A 14048-nucleotide genomic window follows, 5' to 3' on the forward strand; every position below is an offset into this window, starting at 1 on the left:
GAAGACTCGATAATTCCTACGTTTTAACAGTTGAAGAACTTATCAGGTGTGCGGCTTCGGGCCCACCCGGGCCGGTTCATCGCCGCAGCCGGCACGCCACCGTGCTCGTCGCCGCCACCTCGGGCTGCCGAAATCCCATCAGTACGGTCGTGGCGGTGGGCCTCACCGGTCGGCGGTGACGCTCAGGAACGACTCGACCGCTTGGCGGTACGCCTCAGGCGCCTCGTCGTGGATCAGGTGACCGGCGTGCGGGACACGCAGATAGCGAGTGGCGGCACCGGTTTCGGCCATGGTGCGCATCTGGCCCGGCGGGGTGACGGAGTTGCCGGCCTCGATGAGCAGCGCCGGCACCCGCGCGTCTCGCCACTGCGCCCAGTAGTCGCGGGTGCCCCACTCCGCGGCGATCTCGATCCATCGCGAGGTGTGGCCGTGCAACCGCCAACCGGTCTCGGTGCGGTCGAAGGCGTCCAGGAAGTACCGCCCGGCGACGGGCCCGAATTCGGCGTAAACCTGCTCGGCGGAACCGAATTCGACGGGCAGCGCGTGCAGCCACGGCTCCCACGGCCCGGTGGTGCGGCCGCGGAAGTCCGGCGCCATGTCCTCGACCACCAGCGCCGAAACCAGCTCCGGGTGATCGGCGGCCAGGCACCACGAATGCAATGCGCCCATGGAGTGCCCGACCAGCCTGGCCGGCGCACCCACCCCGGCGACCGCCTCGGCCAGGTCGGCCACGAAGCGTTCGGTGCTGATCGGGTGCGGATCCTCGACGTCACGGCCGCGGTGCCACGGGGCGTCGTAGGTGTACACGGTGCCCAGCCGCGTCAGCCACGGAAGCTGACGCGGCCAAGTGGTGCCCCGCCCCATCAGGCCGTGGACCAGCACCAGCGGTTCGCCGCGGCCTCCGTGGCAGGTCAGCAGATCGCTGGGCATGACACCATCTTGCGTGGCCCGCCCTCGATCCCGGCAAGTGGAGGGTCGCGGTAGCCTAGCGGAATGCCGCAAGTGGTGAAGATTAACGCAATCGAGGTTCCGGCGGATGCCGGTCCCGAACTGGAAAAGCGGTTCGCCCACCGCGCGCACGCCGTGGAGAACCAACCCGGCTTCCTCGGCTTCCAGCTGCTACGCCCGATCAAGGGCGAGGACCGCTACTTCGTGCTGACGCACTGGGAGTCCGACGAGGCGTTCCAGGCGTGGGCGACCGGCCCCGCCATCGAGGCCCATGCCGGGCACCGCGCCGACCCGGTGGCGACTGGCGCATCGCTGCTGGAATTCGAGGTCGTGCTGGACGTTGCCGGGAACGACCAGACTGACTAGCGCTCGGCCGGCGCGGCGCCGCGTCGCGGCGTTGAGCGCCGCCGCGGCACTGGTGGTGACCCTGGCGCCGGGTTGCGCACCGCCCCCCTCCCCGCATGCGAACGCCGCGGATCCGGGCCGCCAGATTGACACCCGGACGCCCCCCGGCATCCGGGCGCAGCAGACGCTGGACATGCTCAACTCCGACTGGCCCATCGGCCCAATCGGGGTCGGCACCTTGGCCGCGCCCGACAAGGTCGACACGGTCAAAACCACCATGGAGGGGTTGTGGTGGGACCGCCCCTTCACCCTCGACGGCGTGGACATCAGCGCCAGCGTGGCCACGCTGCACCTGATCTCTTCGTACGGCGCGCGACAAGACATCCGGATACACACCGACGACGACGGCCGCGTCGACCGGTTCGACGTCGACACCCAGGCGCCGAAGGTCAGCTCGTGGCACGACGTCGACGCGGTGTTGGGTAAGACCGGCGCCCGCTATTCGTACCAGGTCGCCAAGGTCGACGACGGGCACTGCGACCCGGTCGCCGGAACCAACACCGGCGAATCCTTGCCGCTGGCATCGATTTTCAAGCTGTACGTGCTGCACGCCCTGGCCGGTGCGGTCAAAAGCGGGACCGTGTCGTGGGACGACCAGATGACAGTCACCGACAAGAGCACGGCCGTGGGCTCGTCTGGCCTGGCTTTGACTGCGGGAGACCATGTTTCGGTCCGCACGGCGGCGGAGAAAATGATCGCCACGAGCGACAACATGGCCACGGACCTGCTGATCGAGCGGATGGGCACCCACGCCGTCGAGGACGCGCTCGTCACCGCCGGCCATCACGACCCGGCCAGCATGACGCCGTTTCCCACCATGTACGAGCTGTTTTCCGTCGGCTGGGGTCAGCCGGATCTGCGTGACCAATGGAAGCGCGGATCGCCCCAAGTCCGCGCCCGGCTGCTGGAGCAGGCGAATTCGACTCCGTATCATCCGGATCCGACTCGCGCGCACACCCCGGCCTCGAGCTTCGGCGCGGAGTGGTACGGCAACGCCGAGGACATCTGCCGCGTCCACGCGGCGCTGCAGGCCGACGCGGTCGGCGCGGCGGCGCCGGTCCGGCAGATCCTCTCGGCGGTGTCGGGTATCCAGCTCGACCGCAACGTGTGGCCGTACATCGGTGCGAAAGCCGGTGGCCTGCCCGGTGATCTGACGTTCAGCTGGTACGCCGTCGACAAGACCGGCCAGCCGTGGGTGGTCAGCTTCCAGCTGAACTGGCCCCGCGATCACGGGCCGAACGTCACGGGCTGGATGTTGCAGGTCGCCAAGCAGGTCTTTGCGCTTATTGCACCGCGCTAGCGGCGCGGGCGCCGTCGTTCTGGACGTCTCCGATCCCGGTGAAATGACCACGTCACAAACGCAGCGTCCAGCGGCCGTCACGGAAATGCAGCACCGTGCAGCTGACCGGCGCAATGTCGATGCGCCAGAAGGCGTTCGGCGGCGCGGCGAGGGCGTGCAGGATGGCGGCCCGGATCACCGCCGGATGGGTCACCGCGACCGTGTGCTCGGTGAGTGACTCCAGCCAGCCGGCCACCCGCTGGATCAGCTCGACGATCGACTCACCGCCATGCGGCGCGCGGGCCGGTTCGGTCAGCCACGCCGCGAGGTCTTCGGGGCTGAGCTGTTTGAGCGTGCGCCCGCGCCACTGCCCGCAGTCGAGGTCGGCCAGCCGGGGCTCCGTGTCGGCGCGCAGCCCCAACAGTTGCGCGGTTTGGCGGGCACGGCGCTCGGGTGCGGTCAGGTGACGGTTGTCGGCTTTGGTGTCAAGGCTTTTCACCCGCCGCCCGCCGATGTCGTTCAGGGGTTCGTCGGCGGGAAAACGCCCGGCGGCCATGGCGTCGGTCATCGCGTGCGAGACCATCGTCAGCCGGACGACGCCGCTCACGCGGGGACTCGTTCCTCCAGCGCCCGTCGGGCAAGCGTCCCGAACACCAAACCGATGGCGGCCCACAACACCAGCTGCGCGCCCAGCGAGACCAACCTGAACTCGTAGAGCACGTCGGCGGGAAAGCCCGGATACGCGATCGCGCCGGAGGCGTCGCGCAACGGGCCGGGCGTCTCGTCGACGGCGGGCAGCACCACCCCGACTACCGCGACGGCCACCAAATAAGCCCCCGCCGCGACCAGCGTTCCGTTCCATGCGCCGAGCCGGGCATCGAGGCGGCGCGCCAGCCACACGGCGCCCGCCGCGAGCACCACTGATGCCAGCACCATCACCAGATACCAGCCGGTGCGCGCGCGGATTGTGTCGGCCTGGCCCACCGCCGGCGGGTTGGGCGGGTATTTGACGAACGGCACCAGATACACCGCGACGAAGGCGCCCGCCGCCAACAGCAGCGAAAGCCGGCGCGCCCCAATGCCCCTCGCGCGGCCGGCGAGGACGCAGAACACCACCGCGAGCAGGGCGCCCATCGCGACACCGAAGATCAGCACCCCGAATCCCAAGCCGGCGTTGGCCTGCACCCCGCGAGTGAACAGCTCCGCGCCGTGCTCGTGCACACCGTGGGCGTTTTCGGCGTCGGCGCGGCCATCCTCGAAGGCGATCGCGCGGCCGATCGCCGGCTCGGCGCAGACGCGCGCGAACAGGAACGCCAGCACGGCCCCGACTGCGCCGGCCAGCAGACCGCGCGCGATCAGCCGCTTCTCCACGCGATCAGTGGCAGGGGAAGCCGAGCAGGTGGCGCGCGTCGTGGACGAATTCGTGGACGTGCGAGTCGCTGCCGAACAACGACACCGCACCCTGGTCGATCCCGACGAAGTACAGCGCCAGCAGCGCCAGGAAGGCGGTCGCCGCCAGCCATAGCGCGGCGCTGGCCGCCGAGAGATCGACCGACCGGGTGCGGGCCGACGCCGCAGGGCGATTAGACATGGATGGCTCCTTCCGGGGATGCCGCGTCCCGCTTGGTGGATGTCGACGGGCCACGGGTCTGACTGTGACAGTGGCGCGACCGTTCTGGGATTTCACCAGGATTCCGTTGCCCATCGATTTGTCGTGTGGTCAGTGTAGACCGGTCGTGGGTGCCGCGGCGGGGCGACGCCGCACCCCCGGCTTGCTTGCGGTGTGCTCGGCGCCATCGGTGACCGGGACCGCGCGCACCGGCGTCCTCACACAGCGAAACGGGCGGCCAATCCCGTCAGGGATCAACCGCCCGTTTGCTGCCATCGCTACTGCGTTTCGGGTGCGGCGTGCGCCCCGGCCTTGGCGAGATCCGGCTCGGGCGGCGGCTTGCGAGTCCCGGTGAACGTGAACACCGCGTCCTCGCCGGAGCCCTCGCCGTCCCAGTTGTCGACGTCGACCGTGACGACCTGACCGGGTCCGACCTCCTCGAAAAGGATCTTTTCGGACAGCTGGTCCTCGATCTCGCGCTGGATGGTGCGCCGCAGCGGGCGGGCACCCAGCACCGGGTCGAAGCCGCGCTTGGCCAGCAACGCCTTGGCCTTGTCGGTCAGCTCCAGATCCATGTCCTTGCTCTTGAGCTGGCCCGCGACCCGGCTGATCATCAGGTCGACCATCCGGATGATCTCGTCGCGGGTCAGCTGGTGGAAGACGATGATGTCGTCGATGCGGTTGAGGAACTCCGGGCGGAAGTGCTTCTTCAGCTCGTCGTTGACCTTCTGCTTCATCCGCTCGTAGTTGTTCTCACCGCCACCCTGGGTGAAGCCCAGGCCCACCGGCTTGGAGATGTCGGACGTGCCGAGGTTGGACGTGAAGATCAGCACGGTGTTCTTGAAGTCGACCGTGCGGCCCTGGCCGTCGGTGAGCCGGCCGTCCTCGAGCACCTGCAACAGGCTGTTGTAGATCTCCTGGTGCGCCTTCTCGATCTCGTCGAACAGCACCACCGAGAACGGCTTGCGCCGCACTTTCTCGGTGAGTTGGCCGCCCTCCTCGTAGCCGACGTATCCCGGCGGGGCGCCGAACAGCCGCGACGCGGTGAACCGGTCGTGGAACTCGCCCATGTCGATCTGGATGAGCGCGTCGTCGTCGCCGAACAGGAAGTTGGCCAGCGCCTTGGACAGCTCGGTCTTACCGACACCCGACGGGCCGGCGAAGATGAACGAGCCCGACGGCCGCTTCGGGTCCTTTAACCCGGCGCGGGTGCGGCGGATCGCCTTCGACACGGCCTTGACCGCGTCCTCCTGGCCGATGATCCGCTTGTGCAGCTCGTCCTCCATGCGCAGCAGGCGCGTGGTCTCGGCCTCGGTCAGCTTGAACACCGGGATGCCGGTCCAGTTGCCCAGCACCTCGGCGATCTGCTCGTCGTCGACCTCGGCGACCACGTCGAGATCGCCCGAACGCCACTGCTTTTCGCGCTCGGCCCGCTGGGCCACCAGCTGCTTTTCGCGGTCGCGCAGGCTGGCCGCCTTCTCGAAGTCCTGGGCGTCGATCGCCGATTCCTTCTCGCGGCGCGCCTCGGCGATCTTCTCGTCGAACTCGCGCAGGTCTGGCGGCGCGGTCATCCGGCGGATCCGCATGCGGGCGCCCGCCTCGTCGATCAGGTCGATCGCCTTGTCCGGCAGGAACCGGTCGTTGATGTAGCGGTCGGCCAGCGTGGCGGCGGCCACCATCGCCGAGTCGGTGATCGACACCCGGTGGTGCGCCTCGTAGCGGTCGCGCAGTCCCTTGAGGATCTCGATGGTGTGCTCCACCGTCGGCTCCCCGACCTGCACCGGCTGGAACCGGCGCTCCAGGGCGGCGTCCTTCTCGATGTACTTGCGGTACTCGTCGAGCGTGGTCGCGCCGATCGTCTGCAGCTCACCCCGGGCCAGCTTGGGCTTCAGGATGGACGCGGCGTCGATCGCGCCCTCGGCGGCGCCGGCACCGACCAGCGTGTGCAGCTCGTCGATGAACAGGATGATGTCGCCGCGGGTGTTGATCTCCTTGAGCACCTTCTTCAGGCGTTCCTCGAAGTCACCCCGGTAGCGAGAACCGGCCACCAGCGACCCCAGGTCCAGCGTGTAGAGCTGCTTGTCCTTCAAGGTCTCCGGGACCTGGCCGTGCACGATTGCCTGCGCCAGTCCCTCGACCACGGCCGTCTTGCCGACCCCGGGCTCGCCGATCAGCACCGGGTTGTTCTTGGTGCGCCGGCTCAGCACCTGCATCACCCGCTCGATTTCCTTCTCGCGGCCGATGACGGGGTCCAGCTTGCCCTCCATCGCGGCCGCCGTCAGGTTGCGCCCGAACTGGTCGAGCACCAGCGACGTCGACGGGCTGCCCGACTCGCCGCCGCGGCCACCGGTGCCGGCCTCCGCGGCCTCCTTGCCCTGGTAGCCGCTCAGCAGCTGGATCACCTGCTGGCGCACCCGGGTCAGCTCGGCGCCCAGCTTGACCAGCACCTGCGCGGCCACGCCCTCGCCCTCGCGGATCAGGCCCAGCAGGATGTGCTCGGTGCCGATGTAGTTGTGGCCCAGTTGCAGCGCCTCGCGCAGGCTGAGCTCCAGGACCTTCTTGGCGCGCGGGGTGAACGGGATGTGGCCCGACGGCGCCTGCTGGCCCTGGCCGATAATCTCCTCGACCTGGCTGCGGACCCCCTCGAGCGAGATCCCCAGCGATTCCAGCGACTTGGCCGCAACGCCTTCGCCCTCGTGGATCAAGCCCAACAAGATGTGCTCGGTGCCGATGTAGTTGTGGTTGAGCATCCGGGCCTCTTCTTGCGCCAGGACGACCACCCTGCGGGCACGGTCGGTAAATCTTTCGAACATCGGTGGTTACCTGCTCTCCCTCACCATCGGTACAGCTTTCGGCATCGCGTACCTGCCATCCACTGTAATGGTCGCCAGGCCAGGGTTCCTAACGTTGCGGTGGCTGGCGGTCCAGGCCGCGTCTCCCCTGTTGAACAAAGCCGCAACAGTTAAACGGAAAAAACCACCAAAGCGTTTCCGCGTCGGCCGGCGAGGTTTTCGCCGCCAGCGAAAGTGAAACAACCGGCGCCCCAGCCGTCACGCCGGGGCGCCGGTTGACCGTCGGCTTAGGTGGCCGCGTGGAACGCGTCGATGACGTCGGCCGGGATGCGGCCGCGCGTGGACACGTTGTGCCCGTTGCGGCGCGCCCACTCGCGGATCGCGGCGCTCTGCTCGCGGTCGATCGCGCCGCGCCCGCGGCCCGAGCCGGAACGGCCGCGCCGGCGGCCGCCGACGCGACGGCCCGCGGCGACCCATTGCTTCAAATCGTTGCGGAGTTTCGCGGCATTCTTGGACGAAAGGTCAATCTCATAGGTCACCCCGTCAAGCCCGAATTCAACTGTTTCGTCGGCTGCACCCGACCCGTCGAAATCATCGACCAACGTAACGGTCACTTTTTTCGCCATTGGCTTACCCTCGCGTTTCGTCCTGAGCAGTTGCTGAGCAGTTGGGACTGACCTCCCCGGTCACCAATCTGCCATATCAAGGCAGCATACTCAATCCGGCGGCAACGCGTACAGTTGAGCTTTCAACTGCTGTGTGGACGCACAATCGGGAACAAAACTGTGTCTCTAATTGACAACCCGGTCAAAGACATCAACAACCGATCGATACCCATTCCGGTTCCCGTGCACGGCGGCATCCCATACTCGAGCGCGGCGAGAAAGTCTTCGTCCAGCGCCATCGCCTCGTCGTCCCCGGCGGCCGCGGCGCGGGCCTGGGCGGCGAACCTCTCGCGCTGCACGATCGGATCGTTCAGCTCGGAGTACCCCGTGGCCAATTCGACCCCGCGCAGGTAGAGGTCCCACTTCTCGGTGACGCCCGGGATGCTGCGGTGCTGGCGGGTCAAAGGTGTTGTCTCGACAGGGAAATCCTTGACGAAGGTGGGCGCGCTCAGCTCGTTGCCCACCGTGTGCTCCCACAGTTCCTCGACGAGCTTGCCGTGCCCGTAACCGCGGTCGCGTGGGATCTCCAGCCCCAGCTTGTCGGCGATGGACCACAGCCGTTCGACGGTCGTCTCGGGTGTGATCTCCTCGCCGAGCGCGGCGGACAGCGAAGGGTACATTTGCATCGACGCCCATTCGCCGTCTATGTCGTAGACACTGCCGTCCGGCAACGGCAGTTGTCGGGTTCCGATCGCCTCGTCGGCCACCTCTTGAATAAGCTCACGTGTCACCAGTGCTGAATCGTCATAGGTGCCGTACGTCTGATACGTCTCCAACATGGAGAATTCCGGAGAATGAGTGGAATCGGCCCCCTCGTTTCGGAACACTCGATTTAGCTCGAAGACCTTGTCGAATCCGCCGACGATGCAGCGCTTGAGGAACAGTTCCGGCGCGATCCGCAGGTAGAGATCGATGTCCAGCGCATTGGAATGGGTGATGAACGGCCGGGCCGCCGCCCCGCCGGCCAGCGTCTGCAACATCGGGGTTTCGACTTCGAGAAAGCCGCGCCGTTCCAGCGCGTTGCGGATCGCGCGGATAACGGCGATCCGTTGCCGCGCCACCGTGCGCGCCTGGGGCCGGACGATCAGGTCGACGTAGCGCTGCCGCACCCGCGACTCTTCGCTCATCTCCTTGTGCGCGACCGGCAGTGGACGCAGCGCCTTCGCGGCCATCCGCCACGAGTCGGCCAGCACCGATAGTTCGCCGCGTCGTGAGCTGATCACGTTGCCGTGCACGAAGACGAGGTCACCGAGGTCGACGTCGGCCTTCCACGCGTCGAGCGCCTGCTTCCCGACCTTGTCGAGGCTCAGCATCACCTGCAGGGTGGTGCCGTCGCCGTCCTGGAGTGTCGCAAAGCACAACTTGCCGGAGTTGCGCGCGAAGATGACCCGGCCGGCGACGCCGACGACGTCGTCGGTGGCGGTGTCGATGGGCAGGTCGGGATGGGCGGCGCGCACCTCGGCCAGGGTGTGGGTGCGCTCGACGGCAACGGGATAGGGATCGACGCCCTCGTCGAGCAGACGAGCGCGCTTGTCCCGGCGGATCCGGAACTGCTCTGGAAGGTCGGGCTCGCCCCCCGGCTGGTCAGCGCTCACGACGTGCCAGCTTAAAGGACGCGGCGTCGAGCCGGCGCCGACGGCGTCGAGCCTGCGCTGGGCGCTTGAAAAGTGCTTTCGGACTCAAAGCTGACGGCGCGCCGCACGCAAGGCCCGACGCGGAACGCGGCTCAGTGCGCGGTCTTCAGCCGGCCGCGCTGGGCGTCGCGGTTGCGTTCGAACACCAGCCGCAGGCCATGCAGGGTGAGGTGCTGGTCGTGGTGGCTGACGCAGTGCAGCTCGGGCAGCAGCAGCGGCGCGGTGTGACCGGTCGCCACCACCACGAACTGATCCCCCAGGTCACCGGAAAACCCGTTCACGTCCTCGCAGATGCGCTGCACCAGGCCGTCGACCAGCCCGGCGAAGCCGAACACCGCCCCGGCCTGCATGCATTCGACGGTGTTCTTCCCGACCACCGAACGGGGGCGGGTCAGCTCGACGCGGCGCAGTGCCGCCGAGCGCGCCGCGGCGGCGTCCGACGAGACCTGGACTCCGGGGGCGATGGCGCCGCCGAGGAACTCCCCCTTGGCCGACACCACGTCGACGCAGATGGAGGATCCGAAATCGACGACGATGGCCGCCTTGCCGAACTTGTGATAAGCCGCCAGGCAGTTGACGATTCGGTCGGCGCCCACTTCTTTCGGGTTGTCGACGAGCAGCGGGATGCCGGTGCGGACGCCGGGCTCGATGAGCACGTGCGGCACCGACGGCCAGTACTGGTCGAGCAGGATCCGCACCTCGTGCAGCACCGACGGGACGGTAGACAGCGCGGCGGCGCCGGTCAGCCGCTCGGAATCGTCACCGATGAGGCCGTCGATGGTCAGCGCCAATTCGTCCGCGGTGATCTCCGGTTCGGTGCGGATCCGCCACTGCTGCACGACCTTTGCGTGCTCCTTGGAGCCAGAGATCAGTCCGACGACGGTGTGCGTGTTGCGGACGTCGATGGCGAGCAGCACGGCTACCGCGCACCGATCCGCGGGTCGAGTAGCTCCGACGCGTCCGCCGGGACGAATGCCGGGTCGTGGCCGAGGTCGACGGGCTTGTTGGCGGCGTCGACGAACACGATCTTCGGCCGGTAGGCGCGCGCCTCGGCGTCCTCCATGGCGCCGTACGCGATCAGGATCACCAGGTCGCCGGGATGCACCAAATGCGCTGCGGCGCCGTTGATTCCGATGACGCCGCTGCCGCGCTCGCCGGTGATGGCGTAGGTGACCAGGCGGGCGCCGTTGTCGATGTCGACGATGGTCACCTGCTCGCCCTCGAGCAGGTCCGCGGCGTCCATCAGGTCGGCGTCGATGGTCACCGAGCCGACGTAGTGCAGGTCGGACTGCGTGACGGTGGCGCGGTGGATTTTCGACTTGAGCATCGTCCGTAACATCAGTTCCTCCAAGGTGATTGGGCGTGCCCGTCCGGCCCCACGGGTGCCGGCGAGTTTCCGATCTGGATCGAGACGTTGTCGAGCAAACGGGTGCTGCCGATCCTGGCGGCGACCAGCAGCCGGCCGGAAGGGTTGTCGCCTACCGGGCCGAGCTCGGCGTCGCGCAGCTCCAGGTAGTCGAGCACCAGGCCGGGCGTGGCATCCAAGACGGCGCGGGCGGCGTCCAGCGCGGCCCGGGGCCCCTGGGTCGCGGCGTGCGCTCCCGCCGTCAGCGCGGCGGACAGCGCGACGGCCAGTTCCCGCTGCGTCGGATCCAGGTAGCGGTTGCGCGACGACATCGCCAGCCCGTCGGCTTCCCGCACCGTCGGCACACCGACCACGGCGACGTCGATGTTGAGGTCGGCGACCATCTGCCGGATCAGCACAAGCTGCTGATAGTCCTTCTCGCCGAAGAAGATCCGGTCCGGACGCACGATCTGCAGCAGCTTGGCCACCACGGTCAGCACGCCGGCGAAGTGGGTGGGCCGGGCGCCGCCCTCGAGCTCGGCGGCCAGCGGGCCGGGCTGCACGGTGGTGCGCAGGCCGTTGGGATACATCGCCGCGGCGGTCGGGGTGAAGACGATCTCCACTCCCTCGGCGCGCAGCAGCGCCAGGTCGTCGTCGAGGGTCCGGGGGTAGGCCTCGAGGTCTTCCCCGGCGCCGAACTGCAGCGGGTTGACAAAGATCGACACCACGACCACCGAGCCGGGCACCCGCTTGGCCGCGCGCACCAGCGACAGGTGCCCGTCGTGCAGGGCGCCCATCGTGGGCACCAGCATCACCCGACGGCCGGTGTGGCGCAGCGCGCGGCTGACGTCGGTGACGTCGCGCGGCGCCGCGTAGACGTTGAGTTCGCCTGGGGTGAAAGCCGGCTTGCGTGGGGCCGTCATCGCGCCAGCACTTCGACGACGTCGGCGGGGGCGTGCGCGCGCTGGGCGGTCCGCAGGGCGTTGACGCGGTAGGCCCGGGCGAGGTCGGCGTCGACGTCGCCCAGCGCTGCCAAATGCTCGGCGACGGCCGCGGCGTCCCCACGGGCGACCGGCCCGGTGAGCGCCGCCTGGCCGCGCAGCAGGGTGTTGTCCAGCGCCGCGCGGGCCAGCGGCCCGACGATACGTTCGGCGAGGCCGCCGGGCTGGTCGTCGACCGTCTGCTGCCCGAGCAGTTCGCTGCCGCGCAGCGCGGCGCGCAGCGCCTCCAGCGCGTCGGCGAGCACCGTGACGATGTGGTTGCCGGCGTGCGCGAGGGCGGCGTGGTAGAGGGCGCGGGCCTCCTCGCGGACGCAGAACGGCTCGCCGCCCATCTCCAGGACCAGCGACTGCCCGATGGCGTACCCGACCTCGTCGGCGGCGGTGATGCCGAAGCAGGTGTCGGGCAGCCGGCTGATGTCTTCGTCGGAGCCGGTGAACGTCATCGCGGGGTGGATGGCCACCGGCGTGCAGCCGGCGTCGGTCAGCGGCGCCAGGATGCCGACGCCGTTGGCGCCGGACGTGTGCACGACGATGGTGCCCGGCCGCACCGCCGAGGTGGCGGCCAACCCGGACACCAGCGCGGCGAGCTCGCTGTCGGGAACGGCCAGTAGCAGCAATTCGGCGCCGGCGGCCACGTCCTGCGGCGCCGTCACCAACGTGTCGGGCAGTCGGCGCCGCGCCCGCTCGCGCGACGCGTGGGACACGGCGCTGCACGCGACCACGACGTGGTCGGCGCGCTCCAGCGCCACACCGAGCGCGGATCCCACCCGTCCGGCGGAGATGATTCCCACCTTGAGCCTGGCCGGGCGCAAACCGTCGAACTGCCCCATCGCAGACGACCTCACAGCTTTCTTCGTTCGTTCCAGTCCCGTGTCGCGGGTACCGGACGGTCGGTAAGACTTTAGTCGATTCTCAGGTGGCACCCAATGTGAGGAGGCTCCCAGCTCACTCGTCGCGACCGTCGCGTCTGCGGCGGCGGCCGCCTCCCGAAGGCTGCACCTGCAGCCGCGCCAGCAGGTCGGCGACCGACTGGCCGCCGCTGGGCGGGCCGTCGGTGGAGCCGCCCGGGCCGCGAGCCAGCGGGTCGGCGCCGAGATGCCGGGGTGCCCGTTCGGCGTGCGGCGGCGGGGCCATCTGCGGTGGCGGCGCGGCGGGCGGTGCCGGCGTCGGGTAGGCAGGGGGCGGCGGGGCGCCGGAGGCGGGAGGTGGCGGCTCGTTCGCGCCGCCGACGTTGCTTACACCGTAGTCGCGGTACTCGGCCGAATGCCGCGCCCGCGCGCGGCGGCCGGCCTCGCTGTACGGCGGCGGGCTCGGGTCGACGGGCGCGCCGCCCACGCGTTCGTCGGGGCTGTAGTGCCGGGCGCGCCGCCCCCCGGACGGCTCGCCGGCCGGATCGGCGCCGCCCCGCTGGCTTCCCGGGGCTCCGGGCGGCTGCCACTGCCCGTTCCCGGCGAGCGGCTGCCAATCCTGCGGCTGGGGCCGCGGCTCCGGTTGCGGCGGCTCCGGTTGTGGCGGCTCCGGTTGCGGCGGTGGCGGCGGGGGCGTCGCGAACCGCGCCTCCGGCGGGGGCGGCGGCGCGGTCATGTACGGCGGCTCCTGCGAGACCACGTACCGAGCGTCCTGCGGCGCGTCGTATGGGGCCCGCCCGCGTTCCGCCGCGGGTGGGGGCTGCCGCGGCGGCAACAGCGGCTCCTCGGGCACGTCGATGATCGCGGATTCGTCGGCCCGGCTGGGCGGGTTGTCGGTCGGGACCGACGCGACGCGATCGCTGGGCACCCAGTCGCGGGCGGCCTCGCCGTTGCGCTCCCAGTCGCTATACGCGCGGGCGCGCGGCGCCTCGCTGTCCTGGGTCTCGAGCGCCGGGCGCTCCTGCAGGTCGGTGTCGAACAGGATCTCCAGGCTGGTGCGCAGCGCGCTCAGCTCGGCCCGCAGCGCCGCCAGGTCGTCGGCGGCCTGCGCCCGCAGCTCGGAGGCCAGCTCGCGGCGCAGCTGGGACTCCACGGTCAGCTCGTACTCGCGGCGGGCCGAGATTTCGCGGTCCAGCTGTAGGTCGTAGACCAGCTTCAGGTCGCGGACACGGGACTGGTCCGCGTCGCTTTGGCGGCGGTAGAGCACCGAAACGAAGGCACCGGCGACCGCGGCCCACAGCGCCAGGATTACAGCGAGCTTGAGGAGTTCCACCCGGTTGGTGAAAACCAGTGCGGAACTGGCCCCCATGGCGAGGACCAGCAACGCGGTCAAGAGCACCCACCCCGGCCTGCGGCCGCCGCGCCGGGCCCTGGCGCCGCGGGACAGAACGGTCATGGCCTGCACTGTACCTGCGGGAGGTCACTGCGCGTGTCGCGCGACCCCGGCGATTCTCGGCCGGGT

14 protein-coding genes are annotated in these 14048 nt (G+C 69.5%); 2 read left to right on the forward strand and 12 right to left on the reverse strand.

What is annotated here, in order from left to right:
* Window positions 1-162: 162 nt before the first annotated feature.
* A complete protein-coding gene (locus tag AWC19_RS18365; protein ID WP_085079465.1) occupies window positions 163-930 on the reverse strand; it encodes an alpha/beta fold hydrolase in 768 nt (255 codons plus the stop codon).
* 63 nt (window positions 931-993) lie between these two features.
* On the opposite strand from AWC19_RS18365, the gene mhuD reads away from it, so the two are divergent.
* Both mhuD and AWC19_RS18375 read left to right on the forward strand, forming a co-directional pair.
* Entirely contained in the window at window positions 994-1314 is a 321-nt protein-coding gene (gene mhuD, locus AWC19_RS18370) for a mycobilin-forming heme oxygenase MhuD (protein WP_085079464.1), read from the forward strand.
* Window positions 1289-2653, forward strand: coding sequence for a serine hydrolase (locus AWC19_RS18375; protein WP_085079463.1), 1365 nt, complete (start codon window positions 1289-1291; stop codon window positions 2651-2653). The genes mhuD and AWC19_RS18375 overlap by 26 nt, the downstream gene beginning before the upstream one ends.
* A gap of 52 nt (window positions 2654-2705) precedes the next feature.
* On the opposite strand, the gene AWC19_RS18380 is transcribed toward AWC19_RS18375, so the two are convergent.
* The 11 genes from AWC19_RS18380 to AWC19_RS18430 form a co-directional block, all read right to left on the reverse strand.
* Window positions 2706-3239 carry a histidine phosphatase family protein gene (locus AWC19_RS18380; RefSeq protein ID WP_085079470.1) on the reverse strand — a complete coding sequence of 178 codons (534 nt, stop codon included), beginning with the start codon at window positions 3237-3239 and terminating at the stop codon, window positions 2706-2708.
* Window positions 3236-4003 carry a CbtA family protein gene (locus AWC19_RS18385; protein WP_085079461.1) on the reverse strand — a complete coding sequence of 256 codons (768 nt, stop codon included), beginning with the start codon at window positions 4001-4003 and terminating at the stop codon, window positions 3236-3238. Before AWC19_RS18385 ends, AWC19_RS18380 begins: the two co-directional genes overlap by 4 nt.
* 4 nt (window positions 4004-4007) lie before the next feature.
* Window positions 4008-4223, reverse strand: coding sequence for a CbtB domain-containing protein (locus tag AWC19_RS18390; protein ID WP_085079460.1), 216 nt, complete (start codon window positions 4221-4223; stop codon window positions 4008-4010).
* Window positions 4224-4519: 296 nt separating this feature from the next.
* Window positions 4520-7054 (reverse strand): ATP-dependent protease ATP-binding subunit ClpC, encoded by a 2535-nt coding sequence (gene clpC1, locus AWC19_RS18395; protein ID WP_085079459.1) that lies wholly within the window; start codon window positions 7052-7054, stop codon window positions 4520-4522.
* A gap of 266 nt (window positions 7055-7320) precedes the next feature.
* Window positions 7321-7659 (reverse strand): histone-like nucleoid-structuring protein Lsr2, encoded by a 339-nt coding sequence (gene lsr2, locus AWC19_RS18400; RefSeq protein ID WP_085079458.1) that lies wholly within the window; start codon window positions 7657-7659, stop codon window positions 7321-7323.
* Window positions 7660-7781: 122 nt separating this feature from the next.
* Window positions 7782-9293: a lysine--tRNA ligase gene (gene lysS / locus AWC19_RS18405; protein ID WP_085079457.1), complete on the reverse strand. Its 1512-nt coding sequence runs from the start codon at window positions 9291-9293 to the stop codon at window positions 7782-7784.
* A gap of 131 nt (window positions 9294-9424) precedes the next feature.
* Window positions 9425-10249, reverse strand: a complete 825-nt coding sequence (locus AWC19_RS18410) for a type III pantothenate kinase (protein ID WP_085079456.1) — start codon at window positions 10247-10249, stop codon at window positions 9425-9427.
* Between the two features lie 2 nt (window positions 10250-10251).
* Window positions 10252-10671, reverse strand: a complete 420-nt coding sequence (gene panD, locus AWC19_RS18415) for an aspartate 1-decarboxylase (protein WP_085079455.1) — start codon at window positions 10669-10671, stop codon at window positions 10252-10254.
* Window positions 10671-11600, reverse strand: coding sequence for a pantoate--beta-alanine ligase (panC, locus tag AWC19_RS18420; RefSeq protein ID WP_085079454.1), 930 nt, complete (start codon window positions 11598-11600; stop codon window positions 10671-10673). Before panC ends, panD begins: the two co-directional genes overlap by 1 nt.
* Window positions 11597-12508: a Rossmann-like and DUF2520 domain-containing protein gene (locus tag AWC19_RS18425; RefSeq protein ID WP_085079453.1), complete on the reverse strand. Its 912-nt coding sequence runs from the start codon at window positions 12506-12508 to the stop codon at window positions 11597-11599. Before AWC19_RS18425 ends, panC begins: the two co-directional genes overlap by 4 nt.
* A gap of 115 nt (window positions 12509-12623) precedes the next feature.
* Window positions 12624-13982 (reverse strand): DUF6779 domain-containing protein, encoded by a 1359-nt coding sequence (locus AWC19_RS18430; RefSeq protein ID WP_085079452.1) that lies wholly within the window; start codon window positions 13980-13982, stop codon window positions 12624-12626.
* Between the last annotated feature and the right edge of the window lie 66 nt (window positions 13983-14048).

The sequence above is a fragment of the Mycobacterium palustre genome, from assembly GCF_002101785.1.
Taxonomy (GTDB): domain Bacteria; phylum Actinomycetota; class Actinomycetes; order Mycobacteriales; family Mycobacteriaceae; genus Mycobacterium; species Mycobacterium palustre.